The following is a 21,181-nucleotide window of genomic DNA, read 5'->3' on the forward strand; positions in this document are numbered from 1 at the left end:
ACCCGCGAAGAGGCCCTCAATCCCAGTGCAAATCCGCAGCCGGCACCGGCCGCCCGAACCAGTACCCCTGCCCCAGCTGGCACTGCTGCTGCAGCAGGAAGGCGGCCTGCTCTGCCTGCTCGATACCCTCGGCATGCACCTGCATGCCCATGCTGCGGGCCAGGGCGATGATCACCCGCACGATCGCGATGTCATCCTCATCCAGCGGCAACCCGGCAACGAAGCCCTGGTCGATTTTCAGCTTCTGAACGGGCAAACGCTTGAGCCGCAGCAGCGAAGAGTAGCCGGTGCCGAAGTCATCAATGGCCAGGGTCACGCCAAGCTCACGTAAGCGGTGAAGTTGCTCCAGCGCCACCTCCGGGTCTTCCATCACAGCGCTTTCGGTCACTTCCAGCTCTAGCAAGGCGGGGGCCAGGCCGGTGTCGTGCAGGACGTCGGCCGCTTGCCGGTACAACTCATGTTGGCCAAACAGCCGGCTGGAGATGTTCACCGCCACGAACGCCAATTGCCGGCCTTGCGCCTGCCACTGCACCATTTGCCGGCAGGCCTGGCGCAGCACCCAGGCATCGATTTCGGCAATCAGGCCGGTACGCTCGGCGATCGGGATGAACTCGCCCGGCGGCACCAGGCCGCGCTGCGGATGCTGCCAGCGCACCAACGCTTCGACCCCGACCAGGCTGCCGGTCGCCAGGTCGTGTACCGGCTGGAAAAACACCCGCAGTTCGTCATGCTCCAGTGCGCGGCGCAACTCGCCCGCTGTTTCAACCCGGTGCTGGGCGTGGGCCGTCAGTTCTTCGGTGTACAGCGCATAGCAGGCTCGCCCATTGCCCTTGGCCTTGTACAACGCCGAATCGGCGTTGCGCAGCAACTGTTCGGCACACAAGGCATCGCTGGGGAACAGGCTGATACCGGCACTGACACTGATGAACAACCGATGGCCATCGAACAGGAACGGCTCGCGCATGCGCTCGATGATGCCCTGCGCCAGTTTGCCTGCCTGGCCGACTTGCTGGCAGCCTTCGGCCAGCACGCCGAACTCGTCACCGCCCAGCCGGGCCAAGGTCACACCATTGCCCAATATCTTGCCCAGGCGCTCCCCCACCAGCCTCAGCAACTGGTCACCGATGGTGTGGCCAAGGCCATCGTTGATGCTCTGGAAGTGGTCCAGGTCCAGCAGCAGCAGGGCGCACCCACGCTTGTTGGCCTGCGCCGCGGCCAGGGCCTGCTCGACGCGGTCGTTGAACAGCAAGCGGTTGGGCAGGCCGGTCAGCGGGTCGTGGTGGGCCAGGTAGGCCAGTTCCTGCTCCGAATGCTTGATCGCGCTGATGTCACTGAACACGGCCACGTAATGGCTCAGCTCACCCTCGTCATCGTGAATAGCGCAGATAGTCTGCCACTGCGGGTAGATTTCGCCGCTTTTGCGCCGGTTCCAGATTTCGCCGCTCCACTCGCCCTTTTCAGCCAGGGTGGCGTAGACCTGCTGGTAGAAGGCCTGGCCATGGCGGCCCGACTTGAACTTGCTCGGGCGCTGGCCGATCACCTCGTGCTGCTGGTAACCGGTAATGCGCATGAAGGCACGGTTGACGTGCACGATCAGGCCCTGGCGGTCGGTTACCAGCACCCCTTCCAGGGTACTGTCGAACACCGCGGCGGCCATGCGCAGGCGTTCCCGGTCTTCGCAGCGCAACCGCGCGCCATGGCCGATGAAATGCAGCAGCCGCACCCGGGACAGATAAATCAGCAAGGCACTGCACAGCACCCACACCACCACGTTGATCTGCCGCCCCACGGTCAATGCCAGGGGGTCGTCGGTCATGCTCTGCAGCATCACCTCGGCCAGCACCAGCCAGAGGATCGAGAGCACCACATAGAGCGCGGCCATGCGCAAGGCGTCGCGAACGGAAACAGACATGTCGGGTGGGATAGCCCATTGAAAAGAAAGGGGCATTATAAAGGCTGAAACATGTCGTGACCTCCTGTCTGAACAGTTGACTGGTTTTATTTCCCCACCAAGGGATAATCGACCCTTCCCCCCGCATTTCGAGGGCATTTACATCTATGTGGTACAACGGCCTGCTCGACTTGTCGGCCTGGCAACTGGTCGGCATCACCCTGTTGATGACCCACGTGACCATTGTCAGCGTCACGGTCTACCTGCATCGCTACTCTGCGCACCGAGCCCTTGAGCTCAACGGCGCGCTCAAGCATTTCTTCCGCTTCTGGCTGTGGCTGACCACGGCGCAGAACACCCGCGAGTGGACGGCGGTCCACCGTAAGCACCACGCCAAGTGCGAAACACCCGACGACCCGCACAGCCCCGTGCACAAAGGCCTGAGCACGGTGTTGCGCAAAGGCGCCGAGCTGTATCGCGAAGAGGCCCGCAACCCAGACACCCTGCGCATCTACGGCAAGAACTGCCCTGATGACTGGATCGAGCGCAACCTTTACTCGCGCTACAAACTGGGCGGCATCGCGTTGATGGCCGTGATCGACCTGCTGCTGTTCGGCACCCTCGGTATCACTATCTGGGCGGTCCAGATGATGTGGATCCCGTTCTGGGCTGCCGGTGTCGTCAACGGCCTGGGCCACGCGTTCGGCTACCGCAACTTCGAATGCCGTGACGCGGCCACCAACCTGGTGCCGTGGGGCATCGTGATCGGCGGTGAAGAGCTGCACAACAATCACCACACCTACCCCAATTCAGCCAAGCTGTCGGTCAAGCGCTGGGAGTTCGACATGGGCTGGGCGTGGATCCGCCTGTTCTGCCTGCTGCGCCTGGCCAAGGTGCAGCGTGTGGCGCCGATTGCCCATCGGGTGGAAGGCAAAGGTAGCCTGGACATGGACACCGCCATGGCGATCCTCAACAACCGCTTCCAGATCATGGCCCAGTACCGCAAATTGGTGATCGCCCCACTGGTCAAGCTGGAACTGGCGCGTGTCGACGCCTCGGTGCGCCACCACTTCCGCCGTGCCAAGCGCCTGCTATCCCGTGAAACCAGCCTGCTCGAAGACCGCCACCATGTGCGCATCGAATCGATGCTTGCGCACAGCCAGGCCTTGAAAACCATCTACGAAAAGCGCCTGGCCTTGCAGCAGATCTGGGCCCGCACCAGCGCCAACGGCCATGACATGCTGGCCGCCATCAAGGACTGGGTACACGAAGCCGAAACCAGTGGCATTCAAGCCCTGCGCGACTTCGCGGCACAGCTGAAAACCTATTCCCTGCGCCCGGTCGGCGCCTGATCGCCGTTGATCGGCACGCCCCAGCATGGGGCGTGCCAGCTGGAACTTAACCACCTCGCCCCCACTCAAACCCCGCACATCGCCCGCGTGGCGGGCAGGATGCTGGCCGCACGCTTTCACGTCGAGACTCGCTACGTGCACATGGCCAAGAATATTCCAATGACATCGCCGGGCCCGGTACCACCGGGAGCCGCCCGCACTTTACTGGCGCTCCTTCATGCGCAAGGTGAAGTCGCCCGCCTGAGCGAACGCGAACAGCTGTTCAGCTCGTTGCTCGAGAGTGTCAACGCGGTGCTCTGGGCTTTCGATTGGGAAACACGCGAAGTGCTGTACGTAAGCCCTGCCTACGAGCGCATCTTCGGCCGCCCGGCCAGCCTGGTACTGGCCGACTTCAACGAGTGGCGCGACAGCATCTACCCCGACGACCTGGAATACGCCGAGCGCAGCCTGGCCCAGGTGCTGCTCAAAAGCGCGGTCGAGGACCGCGAGTACCGTATCATCAATGCTGACGGGCAAGTGCGCTGGTTGAGCGACAAGTGCTACATCAACCAGCAGCATGACGGCGACCGCGTGATCATCGTCGGCATTGCCGAAGACATCACTGAGAAAAAGCAGCTGGAAGGCGAGTTGCAGCGCCTGGCCACCATTGACGTGCTGACCCAAAGCAGCAACCGCCGGCACTTCTTCGAATGCGCCCAAGCGGCGTTTGACAGCGCCCGGGAAAACGGCACGCCGTTGGCCTTCCTGTTACTGGACATCGACGACTTCAAACAGATAAACGACAGCTATGGCCACCAGGAAGGCGACCAGGTGCTGCAGCACATCGCCGACAGCGGCAAGGCCGTGTTGCGCCGTGGCGACCTGTTCGGGCGTATTGGCGGCGAGGAGTTCGCGGCAGTCTTCCCAGGGTGCAGTGCCGAGCTGGCCGGGCAGATAGCCGAGCGGCTACAGCGGCAGATTCAGCGTTTGAGCTTCAGCCATGGGGCGCACACCTACGGGGTAACGGTGAGCCAGGGGCTTACCGGGTTGACCGGTGAAGATGTGGCGCTGGACAGCCTGTATGCCCGCGCCGATGCGGCGATGTACCAGGCCAAGCGGCAGGGCAAGAACCAGATCGTGCGCGGTTGAACCCCCTTACGCCTGCCCGGCTCAAGGAACATCGTCGGCTTGTATCGGGCCTTCAGCCGCGGGCTGCGAACTGGTTTCGGGGTTCTCCACCTTGCGCAACCGGGTCAGCTCCGGCAAGCCCATCTTCAGCAAACGCGCTGTCTTGCCACTGGCAATCTTCGCCAGCCCCTGCTCAGCCGGTAGCCGCGCCAACTGCCCGGCCAGGTTCATGGCCAGAATATCGCGCGAGTACACCCCGCCACCGAGTTGATAGATCGCCGCGATCAGCTCGCGTAAAGCCAACGGCAAGCGCCAGCGGGTGCGCAGCGCCGAGCCGAAAGCGGCACCGAACTCGTTGAGCGACAACTGGACCTTGTCTTCGTCCAGCTCGCCACCCGCCAGGCGCCATTCCTGCAGGCAGCGCAGCACCGCCAGGTCACCCAGGCAATGCAGCAACCCCGCGCAATAGCAAAGCCCTTCGTCCAGCGCCAGCAGGCGCGCCAGCGTACGGCCATATTCGGCGGTGTGCAGGGACAAGTCCCAGTACTGCGCCGCATGCTGCGCCAGCAAGGGGTCGCTGAGGCGGGCGCTGCGCTTGAGGGTCATGCCCAGAATCAGGTTCATGCTTTGTGTGCTGCCTAGCTTGTTCAGGGCTTGCAGCAGGGTTTGCACCGGTGCTTCACGGTGCAGGGCTGCGCTGTTGGCAGCCGCTATCAGCACCGCGGTCACTTGCGGGTCACGGCAGACTTCTTCTTCCAGCACCTTCAGGTTCAGGCCTTCAGGGTTCAGGGCTCGCTTGATCGCCACCTGCAAGTCGGCCAGCAGCGGCCCGCCATCGGCAGTAGCCCGGCGCTGTTCGAGGTAAGCGCGCAGGCTGGCACCGGGCTGCAAGGGCGGCACCGGGCAGGCGATTTCTTCGCCCACGCCCAGCAGCAACTGTTCCAGGCGCTTGCGCAGGTTACCCAGGTTCAGGGGCTTGCTCAGGTACGCCGTGGGGTGCAGCGGCAGGGCTTCGCGCACACTTGCACTGTCGCTGCGGTTGCTCATGAGGATGAACGGCAACCCCGACCCTTTGGCGCGGACTTTGCGCAGCAGGTCGAGGCCGTCGATGCCAGCCAGCTCACGTGCAGCAATGATCAGGTCCGGCTTGGCGGCCAGGGCGCTGAGCGCCTGCGAGCCGTCGGCGCAGACCTGAAGGCGGGCATCGCAGCGAACGCTCAGCAGCATCTCGCTGAGCATGTCGCGTACCCACGGGTCGCCTTCGACGATCAGTACGCTCGGTGGGGTGGGCTCTGCAGCGTTCATCGCCAACTACTCCTGTAAATCCTTGCCTCAGCCTTTTACAACGTGCTGGGCGCATCATCCAACAACCATAGCCTCCGACGCATCACCGGGCATAAAAAAACCCGCCGAGGCGGGTTTTTTCTGAAGCGCATCACATCAGGCAAGTTCAGCGAAGCACTCTTCGATGATGGCCAGGCCTTTGTCCAGCAGCGCGTCTTCGGCGGTCAGCGGAACCAGAATCCGCAGAACGTTGCCGTAGGTGCCGCAAGACAGCAGTATCAGGCCTTTTTCGCGGGCTTTGGCCACAACCTGGCCAACAGCAGCAGCGTCAGGGGTGTGGGTGCCTTTCTGGAAGACCTCGACGGCAATCATCGAACCCAGGCCACGAACGTCGCCGATGATCGGGTGCTTCTTCTGGATTTCACGCAGGCCGGTGGTCAGGCGCTCACCTACTGCCTTGCTGCGGTCCAGCAGTTTCTCTTCTTCGAACACTTCGATCACGGCCAGGGCTGCGGCGCAAGCGATCGGCGAGCCGGCGTAGGTGCCGCCCAGGCCGCCCGGAGCGATAGCGTCCATGTACTCGGCCTTGCCGCATACACCGGCCAGCGGGAAGCCGCCGGCGATGGACTTGGCAAAGGTGGTCAGGTCAGGCGCAACGCCCATCTGCTCCATGGCGAAGAAGGTGCCGGTGCGGCCAGCGCCGGTCTGCACTTCGTCGGCGATCAGCAGGATGCCGTGCTGGTCGCACAGGGCGCGCAGGCGCTTCATCAGCTCTTTAGGCGCTGGCAGGAAGCCGCCTTCGCCTTGTACAGGCTCCAGGATGATTGCAGCGATGTCGCGTGGCTCTGCGTCGTTCTTGAAGATGCGCTCGACCGAGGCGATGGCGTCGTCAACGCTGACACCGTGCAGCTCGCTCGGGAACAGGGCGCGGAAGATGCCGCCTGGCATCAGGCCCATGCCTGCGGAGTACGGCACGACCTTGCCGGTCAGGCCCAGAGTCATCATGGTGCGGCCGTGGTAGCCGCCGGTGAAGGCGATAACGCCGGCACGGCCAGTGGCGGCACGGGCGATTTTCACGGCGTTTTCAACGGCTTCGGAGCCGGTGGTGACCAGCAGGGTCTTCTTGTCGAAGTCGCCTGGAACCAGCTTGTTGATCTTTTCGCACAGCTCGACGTAAGGCTCGTAGGCCAACACCTGGAAGCAGGTGTGGCTGACCTTGGTCAGCTGCTCTTGCACGGCTGCAACCACTTTCGGGTGCAGGTGGCCGGTGTTCAGCACTGCGATGCCGCCGGCGAAGTCGATCAGTTCGCGGCCTTCAACGTCGATCACGGTCGAGTTCTTCGCGCTGTCGACGAAGATCGGGTGAATCTGGCCAACGCCACGCGGGACGGCAGCTACACGACGTTGCATCAAGGATTCGTTGGTCTTGCTCATAATGCCCTCATTGCGCCGACAGTAATGGCGCTTTTATTCGGGGGTGGCTGGGAGTGCTCGCGAACAGTATTCGTTGATCGACTGCCACAAGCGCCCTGGCCACCAGGTACTGCAATGTAAAAAAGGCCAGCGAGACGTCGCTCTCGCGCCCCGCTGGCAGAGGTAAAGCCGTTACCGTGCGATCAAACGCTGATGCACAGGTATTTGATTTCGAGGTAGTCCTCGATACCGTACTTGGAACCTTCGCGGCCCAGGCCAGAAGCCTTGATGCCACCGAATGGCGCCACTTCGTTGGAAATCAGGCCGGTGTTGATACCCACCATGCCGTACTCCAGGGCTTCGGCAACACGGAACACACGGCTCATGTCGCGGGCGTAGAAGTACGAAGCCAGGCCGAATTCGGTGTCGTTGGACATGGCGATGACTTCGGCTTCGTCCTGGAAGCGGAACAGCGGCGCCAGTGGGCCGAAGGTCTCTTCCTTGGCGACAGCAGCAGTTTTCGGTACATCAACCAGGATGGTCGGCTCGAAGAAGTTGCCTTCGATCAGCTTGCCGCCGGACAGCACCTTGGCGCCTTTGGAAACGGCGTCTTCGATGTGCTCCTGAACCTTGGCGACAGCCTTGCCGTCGATCAGCGGGCCAGTGGTGGTGCCATCTTCCAGGCCGTTACCGATCTTCAGCTTGGCCACCGCAGCCGCCAGCTTCTCGGCGAACGCGTCGTAGACGCCGTCCTGCACGTAGATACGGTTGGCGCAGACACAGGTCTGGCCGTTGTTACGGTACTTGGAGATGATCGCGCCCTCGACCGCCTTGTCCAGGTCGGCGTCGTCGAACACGATGAACGGGGCGTTGCCGCCCAGCTCCAGGGAAACCTTCTTGATGTCCTTGGCGCATTCTTCCATCAGCTGGCGACCGATTTCGGTCGAGCCGGTGAAGGAGAGCTTGCGTACCAGGGAGTTGCCGGTCAGTTCACCGCCCACTTCACCAGCGCTGCCGGTAACCACGCTCAGCACGCCAGCCGGGATACCGGCACGGTGGGCCAGTTCGACCAGGGCCAGGGCGGAGTACGGGGTTTGCGAAGCAGGCTTGAGCACCATGGTGCAGCCAGCGGCCAGGGCCGGGCCGGCTTTACGGGTGATCATGGCAGCCGGGAAGTTCCACGGGGTGATGGCCGCGGTTACGCCGATTGGCTGCTTGATGACGATCAGGCGCTTGTCTGGCTGGTGGCCCGGAATGGTGTCGCCATAGACACGCTTGGCTTCTTCGGCGAACCACTCGATGAACGAGGCGGCGTAGGCGATTTCGCCCTTGGCTTCGGCCAGTGGCTTGCCTTGTTCGGTGGTCATCAGGCGAGCCAGGTCGTCCTGGTTCTCGATCATCAGTTCGAACCAGCGACGCAGCTTGGTCGAGCGCTCTTTGGCGGTCAGGGCACGCCAGGCCGGCAGGGCCTTGTCGGCAGCTTCGATGGCGCGGCGGGTTTCCGCGGTGCCCATCTTAGGCACGGTACCGATGACTTCACCGGTGGCCGGGTTGGTCACCTTGATGGTCTGGCCATTGTCCGCATCCAGCCACTCACCGTTGATGTAGGCTTGCTGGCGGAACAACTGAGCGTCTTTGAGCTGCATGTCGGCTTCCCGAATTGTTGATTGTTGAAAAGCGCCCAAGGCAGGGCATCGAGCGTTTGAAATCTCAAACGAATGCTAAGCGGCTGCTGGGGTGTTGGACAATAGGCTGTTCGAAAAAAAGAACGAATGGTTGAACAGCCTGGCGGAAAAGTCATCATCTGCGTACTGGCAACCGGCCCTTTCGCGGGCACGCCCGCTCCCACTGGGCGGAAGCGGCTTCAGCCGCGAACCGGCCGGCACAGGCAACCGGGAAAAAAGGCTACAGATCAAGGCGATGGACGCGACCGGCGCAGATGGGTATCATGCGTGCGCGTTGCACTCGTAGCTCAGCTGGATAGAGTACTGCCCTCCGAAGGCAGTGATCATCGAGTTGAGAAGGGTGAAGGCTAGTGGTCAAATAGTTCGCCGCAACACATACGCACCTGTAGCTCAGCTGGATAGAGTATTGCCCTCCGAAGGCAAGGGTCGTGGGTTCGAATCCCGCCAGGTGCGCCATATCCTCTTGATTCAATGGCCTTTTTCTAAGGCTTCGCCGCTTCCGCTGCTGAATCGGCGCCCTCCAGCAAAATTCCCTTGATGCCAGCTCTCAGGCTGCGATGAGCACTGCCCTCAGTGTCATCTAGCGGCGGCTTTTCAGGCTGTGCCAATTCTGTGCCCAAAGCGTGCCGCACGGTGAGATGGCATGCCGGTTACTTCGCAGAGATTGAGTATTAGCCACAATCAGGCACAACTCCCAACCCATCTGAAAGCACCTAAGCAGAAGGGGCCTTTCGGCCCCTTCGTTACTTTAGTTGTTGAGCATGCTCTCCAGCTTTTCGATCAGGAAGTCCAGCGGGCTGCGCCCCTCCAACCGTTTCTCGAAGACCTCATTACGGTGATAGGCGACCCAGGTATCGAGCGCCTGGCGGTTGTTCTTCTCGTAGCCGGAGCCAAGGATGCAGACCAGTTCATTGCCGTTGGGGCTCTCGAGGTAGTGGCTCATGGCAGAAGCCAAATGCTTCAAGTACTGGTGTTCACGAGCCTCCATCGCCGGATGCAGGTACGTGACGTTGCTGCGGTTGATCAATTTCATGTGAGTACTCCTCAGTCCTTCAAATTGGCTTGGATCAGATTGTCGAAGGCGCTTCCGTCACGTCGGGTCAAGTTAGGCACGTAGCGCGAGTAGACGCGGAACAGCATCTCTGTAGTTGTGTGGCCCATCTGCCGGGCAATCCACTCCGGGTTTTCGCCTGCAGCCAGCCAAAGGGTCGCAGCCGTATGGCGGGTCTGGTAAGGGCGTCGCTGGCGCAGCCCCAGATGACGCAGCAGCGGAAACCAAACCCTGTTGTTGATGTTGCGGTACGAAAAAGGCGTACCTTCCCGAGAACAGAAGACGAACTGACCACTCCCCGTCTTCTTCTGCTGATCGAGCAGGGCCTTGTACACCGGGCCAGACATGTCGATTTCGCGTTGCGAGCCGTCATTCTTCGTGTAGTCGAGCCGGCCACCGACCCAAGTTTCGCGGATAAGGATTTGCCGCCTCTGAAAGTCGACGAATTTCCACTGCAGGCCGTCGACTTCTCCCGTGCGCATCCCGGTGAAGAAGCGCACCGTGTAGTAGTTGCGGAAGTCCTCGCGCACGGCACCGAGAATCTGCAGCACTTCATCCAGAGTGAACGGCTCCACATCGGTCTTGGGAACCTTCAGCGATTTGATGTTGAGGTACGGTGAAGTAAACTCAAACCGGTCAGCCGCCTCACTAAGGATCATGCGCAATGGCGTCATGATGTGGTTGATTCGCGTCGCTGACAGAGCCTGCCCCTTCAGCCCGGGAACTTTGCCGAGTGCCGAGCGGAAGGACAGGATTTCTGCCTTGGTGATGGCGCTGACTTCTTGTCTGCCGAATGTTGGTAGCAGGTATTTATCAAGGGTCTGACGTACCGTCGTTGTATGTGTGTCGCGCCACTCCACACGCTTTTCGTCGAACCAGCGTTCGGCGAAGTCCCTAAATGGTGGAGTCTTCAATATCGCGCAGCCAGCCCGCAGTCTTGCGAACTCCTGAACCTTGCTGCTTTGCGGAAAGTAAGTGGCATAGTCGAAGCTTCCCAGCGTGATTTCTGCCTCAATACGCTCAAGGATTTTCTCCAGCTTTTTTCGATTGGCCGGCGTATCAGGCAACGTGGTTTGCTCACGGCAGCGTTTGTCCAGATAAGTGAAGTCGAAGAACAACTTCTCGTTGTCGGCACGGGCACGAATCTTACCCATGGCAAATGCCTCCGCCGGCCATAGGTATCAAACTGGAGGTGCGGGAATGCTTCTGCATGTCCTTTTCGATGGCCTCCCAAATGAACAGGATCTTTCGACCACCAAACGGGCGGAAGTAATGGATGCCTTCGAGCAGTACCGAGTCCTTCAGGCGGTTACGGATGGTGCGCACGTCGTACTTCATACGAGTGGCCAGCTCCTCGGTGGTCAGATAGGTGTGAGACATAGCAATGCCCTCTCTGCTAAATTGAACGACAGCGGATTCTTATGAGCTCCTGATAGCTCATAATGATCTCCTGAAGATCAATATAACGCTCATTTTGGGCTTTGCAAGTACAAAATGATCTCTAGAAGATCATTTTTTGGAGATTGAGATGGTCAAGTGCCATTTATCTCGCCTACTCGGTGAGCGGAAATTGAAGATAAGTGACGTGGTTAGGGACACGGGGATCAACCGCGGAACCCTCACGCGGCTCTATCACGAGACCGCGCAACGGGTGGAGCTCAAGGACCTGGAGACGATCTGCCAGTACCTGAACTGTGAGGTGGGTGAGTTGCTGGAACTGCAGGATGATCCGGAGGGCTGAATGCCCTCCGGACTTGGTCAGGCACGGAAATGCCAGTCGATGGAAGCCATCAGCATCAGGTAGCGCAGGGCGGCGCCGGAGTGATGGTTCTGCCTTGCCTCACCCTTCAGCTCAAGCTTCGCCCTTATACCCAAATGTAGATTCGCTACATCGTTACTCTCCGGCGCGTGCTGACTGAACGACCGGCGAGTGCTCCCGAGCTGCTGACGCCAGTAGGACTTGGTCGTCTTCGGCTTGTTAGCGTCGTAGACGATCAGCTCGATAGATCGAGCCGGAATACCTATAGCACTCAGCAGCCACAGATAGTCCTGTGCATGGTCCTCGTCACGGTTACGCTGGAATCGCAGCGTGGTTTCAGTCATCCAACAGCGCTCAACAAAATCATCAATCACGCGCTGGGCGCGTTCGCTGTCGGGGCCTTCGAGCAGGTCGTAGAGGCGCTGCGCATACTCGGCCACAGCCTCACGCCCACCATGCTTTGGAGGCGAGGGCAACAGCGACAGATACGACGAACCTTCTGCATACAGAGCAGGTTGCAGCCTGTGTTTAGGGCTTGAGCTGCTTGCTCCCGGTCGCTGTTGCATATCGCGGATACAGCGTGCCCGCTCAAGCATCATTTCACGCGCCTCGGCAGAAAACTCGACCCAGTCGAGATTGACCGCTCGACCTGTCTGCTCGGCATATGAGGCATACGCCAGCATCGACTCGATAGCCAGAATTCGCCCAATCGCCCAGTTCTGCTCCACCTGTTCAGCCTGGCCTCGACTCGCCTTCTTCCGAGCACGCTTACGCTCCTTCAGGGGTCTAATGCGACCGATGATGTCGAGTAGCACGCCGCACTCAGCTGAAATGCCTTCACGGGGCTCAGTGCTCATGGTGGGTTGGCTTACCTCGGCTATCTTGGCGACGTTTGCGGCGTTGAATATCCAGTTCTGGGGATTCCATTGCCACATCATTGCCATGATCTGAGGCAGGCTATGGACGTAGTGCAACAGTGTGGTTTTTGGGCTGCCATGCCCGAGGATGGCACTGACAATATGGACGATTCGCCGGGTGGGGCCCTCTACAGGCAACATCGCCTTACGCAACCTGAGGTCATCTCTGAGCCAGCGAGTGGTAAGGGGCAGATCTTTGAAAACCAGCTCTGGTGATAGCGCATTCTGCGCACCCATCAACTTGAGCAAAAACCACGTGGCGCAGGAATGGCGCAGGTGATGGTAATGCAGGAACTCGGAACCCGTGACTGCTCGCATGCAGTCATGTAGAGCTGGGAACAGGCAGCTCTCGCTGACCCACTGAGTTCTCAGCTGTGGGATGCAGAACAGGAATTCCGACGTTGAATTTTGGCTTTCTTCCTGCTGCCGCTCTCGATACCAGTCGATCAGCAATGTGAGCTCATCGGGCTCAAGCAGCTCACGCAGCGGCAAACTCCGAACCGCATTCTGGGTTTTCAACCCACGCTGTGCATGGGGGCGAATGAGCAGGTCAACGGGCAGCTCTATTCTGGCCTGTTCATCTTTAGATAGCCTGCGCATATGCGATTGCCGAGCTTGAATATGCGCGCACTCCGCTGCTGAAAATTCGGGCAGATGCAAATCACGTAGGCGAAGCTTTAGAGCCTCGTTACGCCGCAATCCCAACCGGAACCCCAAGATCAACAAAAGCCTCGCAGCCGTCACCAGACGTGGCGTTCGCAGCTCAAGCCCGCATGTGCCGAGCGCCTGCATAACCAATTGGTACTGCTCCTCGCTGATAATGCGAGCATCTACCCTGGTCACACCTTTGCCGATGCCTAGGATTGAGTAGGGGCTGATTGTCGGGTAGTTGTAACGACGCTGCAGAAACGTGTGAAACTCCTGGACTGCCTTGGCCAGGGTGCGCCGTTTGCTATCTGTGGCCTGAGCATCCAGTGCGGATTCATACACAAGTTCGAGCGCGTCAATTTCGAGCTCGAAGATGCTTATGCCATCTAACCGAGAGGAAAGTGCTGCGCCTAGTACTTGGGTATATCGCTTTATCGTGCTTCGCCCAATACTGTGGCCGTATGCGGAGGCGCCACCCAGCATGTAGGCAAGCCAACTCTGGATTAGGCCGGGAAGTTCTCCATGAGACTCCGCTTGCAAAGGGCTCTCTATGGGCAGGTTGTCCCGGATCCGATCGCGCAGTTCCTCCAGCCATGCGGGGGGGTCAGGGTTATCCTCAGTTACATCCGAAACAGATTCATCGTCATAAGTCCCCGCAGGGTCCTCGAGATCATCTAGGCCGAGAATATTGCCCCAAGATGAGGGGCGCAGTGACTGCGAGACAAAACCCTTGCGGCATGCAAAATTCACCAGCACCTGCGGCAGCCGCAACTGCATTTGCATCCTTAGAAAATCAAACAGGTCGCTGGGATTCTCTGGATGATACTGTTCAGGTACCTCAACCTTCTTCAGGAATGCACAGACACAGCGCATGTGCCAATTTCTACGCTTTAGTTTGCCGGTGCTTTTTTGAACATCATCCACGCAGCGTATCAACAGAGCCAGCGTTGCCGGATCAGGGAACCACTGCCGAAATTCAGCGACGGCATTGCCGCGGATCGATAGCGGCAGACGTATCTCGGGAATTCCCGCTACCCACTCGATGCTGTCTGGCGTCGTACTGAGCATGGCATTCAGCTGAGCCACATCGAGCAATCCGCCGTTGTAGGCCGCACTCATTAGTAGCAGACCAATGCGCTCATCCGTGCTGAGCGCATCGATATCCAGTTTCAGACCCTGCTGCAGGGCGTGAATCAGTTGGCTGCTGCGTTGAATTCGCTCAGCCGTGTAGACGTCAGGATTGATCGGGTTTGCTGCACGCCTGACGGCAATGGCTATTCGTGCCAGCGGAAATCCCGGGATTTGGTCCCGAACTCGCTGAGTGATGCTGCGCAGTACGTTGCGCAACGTGTGATTTTTGCCGAGCTGTGCCTCCAGTTCGCGGACGTGTGTCGTCGAGATCCCGTATATGGCACATTCACCCAACAGCCATTTGCCGAACGCCGTACCGGACTTCTCGGCAATCGACTTCAGAAGCGCTCGCATCTCGGGCATCCATTCCGGCTCATGAGGCCGAGCCGACCAGATAACACTGCCCTGTTGATTGTTTAGACGGGGCAGGTTCATTCTGTCACCCACTGGCTGCTCAGAGCCGACCAGCCAAGCTCCCTGAGTAGTGGGGTAATCCACTCATCTAGAACCTTGGCGTATACCGCAGGGCAGAACGTCGAATAGGCGTCCTGAGGCTCCTCACCCCTGAGCCAGTGCCCCATGAACGCAGCCAGCGCTTCTGAAGGACAGCCCCGCTCCGTGAGTTCCGTGCGGGTGAATTTCCGGTGGGCATTGACTCGATGCGTGGTGTAACCAGAGACCAGCTCCATCTGGTCGTAGATATTGCTCGGGGCAATCTCAACGCGGCGTATTCCAGCCTGGTTAATCTGTAGGAAAAACCCTCGCGACCACTGATGATCCTCCTCATCCTGTGGCAGATAACCAATCAATTGTCGGCTGATAGACGCGCAATGCGCGAAGTAGCTTGTTATTTGCCGCCTCAACATCGGCGGCATGCAAATCAGCCGACTCATATGACGATCGTCAGAATCCTTGTCTGACAGCGCGCCCATGCCCAACACAGAATCAAATTCGTCGATGAGCATCAGAGGGTTGCGGACCGCCCTACAGGACGTGACCAACATAAACATCTGCACTGTCCAGAGGGTGAAACAGTTGTGCCAAGCGACCATCTCGCTGAGACGCCCGTTCGCTTTCCTCCTCAAGACCCTGGCCATTGCACTGATATTGCTCGCAATGGTTGCAGGCAGCAGGCAATGAGTTGCACCCACCCCACCCTGTTGGTCCGGATTTAGGTCGACATATTCATATGCGAGACCAGCACAGGCATAAACCTGCGTCAGCACTCTCACCAGTGAGGTGGTGTAAATTTTGCGAAGGTGACAGGCATCGAGCTGCAAGTAGTAGCGCGGGGTTTGCGCCGAGGGGATTTCAACGCCAGACAGCATGGATGCTGCTGCTACATCCTGAGTATCAGCGACTATCTGGTGGAACAAATAACTGCGCAATTTGGTTCGCGTATAGCGGCGATCCCCCCCACCCAATTCCAGCAGCAGTGCCCTGATCTCGGCGTCCAGCTGCTCAGTTTGATAAGTGAACACCTGGTTGGCTGAGTGAGGAAATGTCCTGATCAGTTGCTTTACCAACTGGGCACTACCGGCTAGATCGGGCAATAGAATTCGCAGCAACGATAGTCGGACACCAGAAGAGGCCTGCCAACGATCGTCGCCAGCCAAATCTGGGCGCTTAACTACCATACTGAACTGCGCCGAATCCCCTAGGATCAATGCCAGACCATCGGCGTCATCTGTCTCGTCATCAACGATGGATAACTGGATAATCTGCGTCGTCGACTGCCCCAACCACAGACTGATATGCAGAGCAACAATCGCCTCCATTCGGAGCTGGATCGGAGTTGGGTCTTTTGTGTAGGAAAGCTCTTGCAGATACGAGTGGAATAGGTCGCTGGCACCAAACAATAAATTCCGCAACTCCATTAGCGTGAGCTGGTTATATGAAAATGGCAGGAACTGTCGGCTACGGACAATATGCGCCTCGACATTTTGTTGGCCTAGCAGATCAGCAACATATGGCCGCTCACAGCCCTCATCGTCCAGTACCCAAATTTCGGTTGCTGGACTCATTTCTCCGGGGGCCAGATCACCCCCAGCAGTATCGGTATGTCCAACGATGACGTCGTAATGACCTGGCAGCTGATCAGGATCATCGGGATCCCCCAGCACAAACCCTCGAACATCCTCACTGATATAGTGGTTCAGCTCAGGCAAACTCTGCCTTTTACGCTTACCTCTATGACCGCCTCCGCCGCCACCCACGCGTGGCAACTCGCCGTTGCAGTAACGAACAAATCTGGCGATAGCAGCAAAACTATCGGCATTCTCTGATCTTGACTTACTATGTAAAAAACCTCTGCAACTCGCCACGAACTCCTCAGTACTCCCCCAAATATTTAGTTCGGAAGCGATTGAGACGGTTTGCAGCTTGCATAGATGGCCGATGGCCTTGTAAACATCATAACGCTGGTCTAGCAAGCGATTAGTAGCGGTTTTCTGAGATGCAACAAGCAACTGTGCGAGCAGTCGCTCATAGTTCTGTTTATTTCCGTGGTCTCTGAATATGTGCAGGAACGTGGCGTATGGAAATCCGAATATTTTTACGCCTTTATGTAAAACAGGATTGTTCGCCGACCCTTTATCTCCTAGCCAAAATTGCTCACCTAGACGCTCTCGGATATTTGGTTGACGGGCCAGGGAAACGATCCATCCGCACGCCTCACGCCACACGACCACATCAGAATTCTCGAAACCAATCGGCATGCCAACATTGCATGCGCGGAGCACTCGTAGAAGCTGATCAATGGCGCGTGGCAGGTCAATGAGCCCAGGATGAGCGCCTAGCAGATTGAGGATTTCGCCAATAATTCGTGGTGACTGCCTCTGCTCCGAGGCGAGGAGCAACAGAGCCGAGTGCTTACTCATTTTTCGCCCTCCCGCCCCTTGAGCGTTTTTACCCCAACCAGCCGAGATAGGTGGGCGTGACTGCGATACTCGTGAGGCCACTGCTCTGCGGCATATCCTATATGCGTAAATAAATCACGTACCTGTTGTGGCGTAATTTGAGCTAGGGCAGGCGCAACTAGGCGCTCAATCAGAACAAGCTGGTAGGCACAATCCTTGATTCGCCCCCCCGTCCATTCAATGCACAGCACCGGCGTTTCTGGATCCATATATGTTTTTAGCCATCGATACAGCGTCGTTTGGCCGATACAGAGCGCATCCGGCCTACTGATGACCAACGGGTAGAGCATATTGATGCGCAAGGCCATAGCCCTGGGGATCAGAGCCTGATCTGGAACCCCTACAGGAGCTAGATCCAGATCTCGCTCAATACGAGAAAATTCGGGATGCACTCCTTGGATGTCGCGTAATTTGATCGTCAACATGACGCCTCTCTCTAGTGATATGACTACTAGACAATGCGAGGCGCGAGCCCCCGATTAAGGGGAGTGAATTGGACTGTGACGAAATTTTTTGTTCGCTAATTGACGTGGTGACTGACCTCTTTGCCAACGGCCGCTTTTGCTAATTCCGCGCATGCGCGGAAAATCGCCGAACACACTGCAACGATGCCATCAAAGAAAGCACTGAAATTTCCGCGCATGCGCGGGTTTAACTAGCAAATGGGCTTCGCTGAGCCCGTAATCAGAAGGGCGCCGTACACGCCGAAGAAATGGAGCGATATCAAATCCCGACTGCATCAACCTGAAAATCAGGGGTAGCCCGACCGCACTCTGAATACGAGGTCAGGCAAAACTGTCTGGCTACATCTCGTTTTAGGAGCACGCATATGGGTGATTGGAAGGCATGCATCGGAAAGATGAGCGACCGCGAAGTAGCGCGGCGCTTTGGCCTTGGAGCGAGCACTGTCCGGCGTTACCGCCACTCAATTGGCATTCCTGAGTTTCACCCAGAAGACATTGAGCTGCCGACTGAGCTGATTGAGCAACTCGCTACAAGAACGAACTATCAACTGGCACAAGAATTCGGAGTTTCCATCAAGCGCATCAAGCGAAAGCGAGGTGAGCTGAGAATCCAGGAGCCCAAGACTGCCCGCGAACGCTTCAAACCCCTTGAGGACATCTGGACCAATGAAGCCATTGCCATGCTCGGGAAGATGCCGGATACCGAGGTCGCTGATCGTCTGGATATCAGCAACTTTCCAGTCAAAAAGAAACGTCACGAGCTTGGAATACAGGCATACAAACGTCCGTTACCAAAAATAACACCTGAAATTGCATCTGCGTTTGGTGTCGTTTCCGACGCCGAGCTTGCACGCCAGCTGGGTGTATCAGTGAATTACATCCGCAAAGCGCGGATCAAGGCGAGCCAGCAATAAAACGCAGACTCGCTTCAAAGCAGATAACACGGGCAGTCAGATCAGATGGCTGACTGCCAACTAACCACGAAGTTAGACTTTAAACCGAGTACGGACGGCCTCACCACCTGATGCGCAGGGCTCATTCAGCTAGCGCCACGCGCATCCATTTGGGCATATTGCAGTACAACAAGGTGGCCAGCTCTCCGGGGTGGAGTGCTGCTTTAATCGCATCGATGCACTCCTGAGTAGCGCCATCTTTTCCGAGATAATAAAGAGCACTGATAGCCATCCCGACCCTTGTTCCGGAGCACTGCATAACCATCGGAGCAGCATGCACGAGCCTGATCTCGGCCTTCTCTATAAACAGAGATCGACTGGGGCCGCTGGTGTAATAGATAGGTATGACGGGCACCTGTGTGCTCAGCCCGAATTGCCTCACTGCATCAGCACCGTGAATCTGCAGCTTCCAGCGACTCTGCCTGGCAATCAGACTCAGCAAGTCCCAAGGCCCAGGACGACGAACCCGGCCGGTGTATTGGCTGGTTTTCGGCCGCATGTAGATGCCACGGTACACACGCACAAGCTCACCGCCACGAACTAGCTGGGCGACTGCCTTGGAGATGGCCGAGCTCGAACCAAGCTCAGCAAGACACCTGATGCTGAAAGGCCTCCCCCTGCGCAGACGCTTAACACGCTGCGTGACGAGGTGAGATACCGACTGTTCAGAATGGGAGCGGGGCATCGCTATTGTGTCGAATCCAGCGAAGAGCAGAGCAATGGCTGGTGGAAGGCGATCACTCGTTGTCGGTATTCGACTTCAAGCGCTTCATTCACCAGGCATTCCTCAAGGCGTCCCAGCGAGAAAACCTGGGCCGCAGAGGGATAGTGCCTGAGCAGGCTTTTCGCATAGCTGCGGATATCCTGCGGTAATCCCGTATGACGGGATAGCTCACGCAGGAATTCCTCGGTTTTGACAATGGCGCGGGTTCTTTCATAAGGAAGGGTCAATCTCGCTATCTCCTGGCCATAAACGTAAAGTCCCGGGCCGCTGGCTCGCCAGCGCCCGCCACCTAGCGCGCAGTTAGGGTGCAATGCCAACCAGTGTTTGCCGAGCAGGAAGCTGCAAAGCCTGCAGTCTTGGGAGATCCCATGCAGACCAATCCGGGTCAGTGTGCACGATCATGGCTGCGCTCCGTCTTGGCCTCCTGCCGTTCCATCCACTTGGCCAGGCCCCATATCGTGGTTCCCAGCGCCAGCAGCAGCCAAAGCAACCATTGCGGTACTTGATATTGGGCGCTTAGCAAGAGACCTGCACCACCGCAAAGCATCACCACGAAAAACCATCTCATCAGCGTGCGCTCCCAATTACTTACGAGGCACACGTTAACTCGATGTTTCGCTGCGCTAACGCAGATGCTGCAAATTTCGTCAGATCCCAGACTGGGAAATGAGGACGGCACGCTTGCGAGTATGGCGCTGCTTTGCGTGCCCCGAGTCAGCTCGCTGTGGGTGAGGGGGATCGGGCCGCACGCTAACGGCTAGGTCAGACGAGGCGACGGCAAAAGCGGAAAGAAGAGGACGCACCGCTGACCCCAAGCAAGAACTCCATAGAGATCCTACTGCATAAAAATATTGACGGCAGCAGCAAGCTAGGCGATATTGATCTCGCCTCACCTCAGTACGAGCTGTACGGAGATAAAAATGAGGTGCGGCAGGTGGCAGCCTGCCGCGATTGCAATAACTGACCCGTTAGGAGAGCTAAAGCTATGAAACTGTACCAAATCGCCTATGACCTGCGTAAGCAGCGTAACTACCAAGCCCTGTATGACCGCATCAAAGCCTATGGCACCTGGTGTCGGCCGCTGGAGTCCACTTGGATTGTTGCCACGAGCCAGAGCGCCACTCAGGTAAGGGATAACCTCAAAGCAGCAATGGATGCTGATGACGGCTTACTGGTAACCCGGCTGCAGGGAGACGCCGCCTGGTTTGGGCTGGACGCCGAAAAAACTCAGTGGTTACAAAATCAGTATCAGCGTTGCGAAGCCTGATGAACGCCTGCGCCAAGGATGGCGCTTCTACCCAGAGTTACTTATGCCAAACCCGTCATTCAAATTGAGCGATGTGGCCGATGTCCGTTCTGGATACACCTTCCGCGGCGCGTTGGAGCATGACCCTGCTGGTGATATCCGTGTTCTACAGATCAAGGATCTGCGTCAAAGCTCGGCCATTGAGCCGGACACGCTAACGGCCATCAGCTGGGATGCGCGCACCTCACCGCCGCTGCTCCAATCAGGCGACATCGCGGTGATCGCCCGTGGCGACAACAACAAGGCTGCTCTCTTCACGGGGCAGCAACCGGTTGTTGCCACCAGCCAGTTCTTTATTGTCAGCACAAAAAAACAGGATGTCTTACCCGAATACCTGTGCTGGCTCATCAATCTGCCTCAAAGCCAGCGAAGCCTTGAGCGCAGCGGCAGTGCGATTCAGGCCATCAGCAAAGCGTCCTTGCTGGATATGAGGATTCCCCTTCCGCCACTCGCCACTCAGCAGAAGCTGATTGCTCTGCAAGCGCTATGGGACGAAGAGGATGAGCTGATCGCACGCCTGCAAACCAACAGAGAGCAAATGCTGCAAGGCATTTACCAGCACCTTATTAAGGATTGAA

Annotated in this window: 19 protein-coding genes and 1 tRNA gene; 7 read left to right on the top strand and 13 right to left on the bottom strand. The window is 58.1% G+C overall.

All coding sequences use genetic code 11. The features are described 5' to 3' along the window. Positions 1-16: 16 nt before the first annotated feature. A complete protein-coding gene (gene dibA / locus B3361_RS10740; RefSeq protein WP_054905586.1) occupies positions 17-1,912 on the bottom strand; it encodes a phosphodiesterase DibA in 1,896 nt (631 codons plus the stop codon). A gap of 146 nt (positions 1,913-2,058) precedes the next feature. On the opposite strand from dibA, the gene desA reads away from it, so the two are divergent. Next, entirely contained in the window at positions 2,059-3,243 is a 1,185-nt protein-coding gene (desA, locus tag B3361_RS10745) for a delta-9 fatty acid desaturase DesA (protein ID WP_054905587.1), read from the top strand. Between the two features lie 99 nt (positions 3,244-3,342). Beyond that, entirely contained in the window at positions 3,343-4,371 is a 1,029-nt protein-coding gene (locus tag B3361_RS10750; protein ID WP_054905588.1) for a GGDEF domain-containing protein, read from the top strand. Positions 4,372-4,392: 21 nt separating this feature from the next. On the opposite strand, the gene B3361_RS10755 is transcribed toward B3361_RS10750, so the two are convergent. The 3 genes from B3361_RS10755 to gabD form a co-directional block, all read right to left on the bottom strand. Next, complete coding sequence (locus B3361_RS10755; RefSeq protein WP_054905589.1) at positions 4,393-5,655, bottom strand: response regulator; 1,263 nt, start codon at positions 5,653-5,655, stop codon at positions 4,393-4,395. Between the two features lie 135 nt (positions 5,656-5,790). Continuing rightward, positions 5,791-7,068 (bottom strand): 4-aminobutyrate--2-oxoglutarate transaminase, encoded by a 1,278-nt coding sequence (gabT, locus tag B3361_RS10760; protein ID WP_029884784.1) that lies wholly within the window; start codon positions 7,066-7,068, stop codon positions 5,791-5,793. Positions 7,069-7,250: 182 nt separating this feature from the next. Further along, positions 7,251-8,693, bottom strand: coding sequence for an NADP-dependent succinate-semialdehyde dehydrogenase (gene gabD, locus B3361_RS10765; protein ID WP_009682215.1), 1,443 nt, complete (start codon positions 8,691-8,693; stop codon positions 7,251-7,253). Positions 8,694-9,111: 418 nt separating this feature from the next. Here gabD and B3361_RS10770 point away from each other — a divergent pair. Then, positions 9,112-9,188: transfer RNA gene (locus tag B3361_RS10770), tRNA-Arg, on the top strand. 292 nt (positions 9,189-9,480) lie between these two features. Here the strand turns inward: B3361_RS10770 and B3361_RS10775 are convergent. The 3 genes from B3361_RS10775 to B3361_RS10785 are packed head-to-tail and all read right to left on the bottom strand — an operon-like array spanning position 9,481 to position 11,163. Then, positions 9,481-9,765, bottom strand: coding sequence for a hypothetical protein (locus B3361_RS10775; protein WP_003282464.1), 285 nt, complete (start codon positions 9,763-9,765; stop codon positions 9,481-9,483). Positions 9,766-9,776: 11 nt separating this feature from the next. Beyond that, positions 9,777-10,937: an Arm DNA-binding domain-containing protein gene (locus B3361_RS10780; RefSeq protein WP_003282465.1), complete on the bottom strand. Its 1,161-nt coding sequence runs from the start codon at positions 10,935-10,937 to the stop codon at positions 9,777-9,779. Then, positions 10,930-11,163: a hypothetical protein gene (locus B3361_RS10785; RefSeq protein WP_003282466.1), complete on the bottom strand. Its 234-nt coding sequence runs from the start codon at positions 11,161-11,163 to the stop codon at positions 10,930-10,932. The genes B3361_RS10780 and B3361_RS10785 overlap by 8 nt, the downstream gene beginning before the upstream one ends. 148 nt (positions 11,164-11,311) lie before the next feature. On the opposite strand from B3361_RS10785, the gene B3361_RS10790 reads away from it, so the two are divergent. Continuing rightward, on the top strand, positions 11,312-11,524 hold the full coding sequence (locus tag B3361_RS10790) for a helix-turn-helix domain-containing protein (protein ID WP_003282467.1): 213 nt from the start codon (positions 11,312-11,314) through the stop codon (positions 11,522-11,524). Positions 11,525-11,541: 17 nt separating this feature from the next. On the opposite strand, the gene B3361_RS10795 is transcribed toward B3361_RS10790, so the two are convergent. The 3 genes from B3361_RS10795 to B3361_RS10805 all read right to left on the bottom strand — a co-directional run bounded on the left by B3361_RS10795 (position 11,542) and on the right by B3361_RS10805 (position 17,581). Then, entirely contained in the window at positions 11,542-14,601 is a 3,060-nt protein-coding gene (locus B3361_RS10795; RefSeq protein WP_177337106.1) for a hypothetical protein, read from the bottom strand. Between the two features lie 68 nt (positions 14,602-14,669). Continuing rightward, on the bottom strand, positions 14,670-17,117 hold the full coding sequence (locus tag B3361_RS10800) for a hypothetical protein (RefSeq protein WP_223656453.1): 2,448 nt from the start codon (positions 17,115-17,117) through the stop codon (positions 14,670-14,672). Then, the gene (locus B3361_RS10805; RefSeq protein WP_054881698.1) at positions 17,114-17,581 is read right to left on the bottom strand and encodes a hypothetical protein; all 468 of its coding nucleotides are present in this window, start codon (positions 17,579-17,581) and stop codon (positions 17,114-17,116) included. The genes B3361_RS10800 and B3361_RS10805 overlap by 4 nt, the downstream gene beginning before the upstream one ends. Positions 17,582-17,985: 404 nt before the next feature. On the opposite strand from B3361_RS10805, the gene B3361_RS10810 reads away from it, so the two are divergent. Beyond that, positions 17,986-18,534: a hypothetical protein gene (locus B3361_RS10810; RefSeq protein ID WP_054881699.1), complete on the top strand. Its 549-nt coding sequence runs from the start codon at positions 17,986-17,988 to the stop codon at positions 18,532-18,534. Positions 18,535-18,655: 121 nt separating this feature from the next. Here the strand turns inward: B3361_RS10810 and B3361_RS10815 are convergent, their stop codons facing one another. The 3 genes from B3361_RS10815 to B3361_RS10825 all read right to left on the bottom strand — a co-directional run bounded on the left by B3361_RS10815 (position 18,656) and on the right by B3361_RS10825 (position 19,865). After that, complete coding sequence (locus tag B3361_RS10815) at positions 18,656-19,258, bottom strand: DUF6088 family protein (protein WP_054881700.1); 603 nt, start codon at positions 19,256-19,258, stop codon at positions 18,656-18,658. A 2-nt stretch (positions 19,259-19,260) separates the two neighbouring features. Then, the gene (locus tag B3361_RS10820; RefSeq protein ID WP_021702831.1) at positions 19,261-19,524 is read right to left on the bottom strand and encodes a BPSL0761 family protein; all 264 of its coding nucleotides are present in this window, start codon (positions 19,522-19,524) and stop codon (positions 19,261-19,263) included. Between the two features lie 158 nt (positions 19,525-19,682). Continuing rightward, the gene (locus B3361_RS10825) at positions 19,683-19,865 is read right to left on the bottom strand and encodes a hypothetical protein (RefSeq protein WP_043217148.1); all 183 of its coding nucleotides are present in this window, start codon (positions 19,863-19,865) and stop codon (positions 19,683-19,685) included. Between the two features lie 417 nt (positions 19,866-20,282). On the opposite strand from B3361_RS10825, the gene B3361_RS10830 reads away from it, so the two are divergent. Both B3361_RS10830 and B3361_RS10835 read left to right on the top strand, forming a co-directional pair. Continuing rightward, complete coding sequence (locus B3361_RS10830) at positions 20,283-20,564, top strand: hypothetical protein (RefSeq protein ID WP_033991388.1); 282 nt, start codon at positions 20,283-20,285, stop codon at positions 20,562-20,564. After that, positions 20,503-21,180 carry a restriction endonuclease subunit S gene (locus B3361_RS10835; protein ID WP_223656452.1) on the top strand — a complete coding sequence of 226 codons (678 nt, stop codon included), beginning with the start codon at positions 20,503-20,505 and terminating at the stop codon, positions 21,178-21,180. Before B3361_RS10830 ends, B3361_RS10835 begins: the two co-directional genes overlap by 62 nt. Position 21,181: the final 1 nt, after the last annotated feature.

It is taken from the genome of Pseudomonas sp. UBA6699 (assembly GCF_002454615.1).
GTDB lineage: Bacteria > Pseudomonadota > Gammaproteobacteria > Pseudomonadales > Pseudomonadaceae > Aquipseudomonas > Aquipseudomonas juntendi.

What these genes read in the sequence shown, in the direction of transcription:
- dibA (WP_054905586.1), bottom strand. Translation starts at nt 1,912, where the DNA reads ATGTCTGTTTCCGTTCGCGACGCCTTGCGCATGGCCGCGCTCTATGTG.
- desA (WP_054905587.1), top strand. Translation starts at nt 2,059, where the DNA reads ATGTGGTACAACGGCCTGCTCGACTTGTCGGCCTGGCAACTGGTCGGC.
- B3361_RS10750 (WP_054905588.1), top strand. Translation starts at nt 3,343, where the DNA reads ATGCTGGCCGCACGCTTTCACGTCGAGACTCGCTACGTGCACATGGCC.
- B3361_RS10755 (WP_054905589.1), bottom strand. Translation starts at nt 5,655, where the DNA reads ATGAACGCTGCAGAGCCCACCCCACCGAGCGTACTGATCGTCGAAGGC.
- gabT (WP_029884784.1), bottom strand. Translation starts at nt 7,068, where the DNA reads ATGAGCAAGACCAACGAATCCTTGATGCAACGTCGTGTAGCTGCCGTC.
- gabD (WP_009682215.1), bottom strand. Translation starts at nt 8,693, where the DNA reads ATGCAGCTCAAAGACGCTCAGTTGTTCCGCCAGCAAGCCTACATCAAC.
- B3361_RS10775 (WP_003282464.1), bottom strand. Translation starts at nt 9,765, where the DNA reads ATGAAATTGATCAACCGCAGCAACGTCACGTACCTGCATCCGGCGATG.
- B3361_RS10780 (WP_003282465.1), bottom strand. Translation starts at nt 10,937, where the DNA reads ATGGGTAAGATTCGTGCCCGTGCCGACAACGAGAAGTTGTTCTTCGAC.
- B3361_RS10785 (WP_003282466.1), bottom strand. Translation starts at nt 11,163, where the DNA reads ATGTCTCACACCTATCTGACCACCGAGGAGCTGGCCACTCGTATGAAG.
- B3361_RS10790 (WP_003282467.1), top strand. Translation starts at nt 11,312, where the DNA reads ATGGTCAAGTGCCATTTATCTCGCCTACTCGGTGAGCGGAAATTGAAG.
- B3361_RS10795 (WP_177337106.1), bottom strand. Translation starts at nt 14,601, where the DNA reads ATGCCCGAGATGCGAGCGCTTCTGAAGTCGATTGCCGAGAAGTCCGGT.
- B3361_RS10800 (WP_223656453.1), bottom strand. Translation starts at nt 17,117, where the DNA reads ATGAGTAAGCACTCGGCTCTGTTGCTCCTCGCCTCGGAGCAGAGGCAG.
- B3361_RS10805 (WP_054881698.1), bottom strand. Translation starts at nt 17,581, where the DNA reads ATGTTGACGATCAAATTACGCGACATCCAAGGAGTGCATCCCGAATTT.
- B3361_RS10810 (WP_054881699.1), top strand. Translation starts at nt 17,986, where the DNA reads ATGGGTGATTGGAAGGCATGCATCGGAAAGATGAGCGACCGCGAAGTA.
- B3361_RS10815 (WP_054881700.1), bottom strand. Translation starts at nt 19,258, where the DNA reads ATGCCCCGCTCCCATTCTGAACAGTCGGTATCTCACCTCGTCACGCAG.
- B3361_RS10825 (WP_043217148.1), bottom strand. Translation starts at nt 19,865, where the DNA reads ATGAGATGGTTTTTCGTGGTGATGCTTTGCGGTGGTGCAGGTCTCTTG.
- B3361_RS10830 (WP_033991388.1), top strand. Translation starts at nt 20,283, where the DNA reads ATGAAACTGTACCAAATCGCCTATGACCTGCGTAAGCAGCGTAACTAC.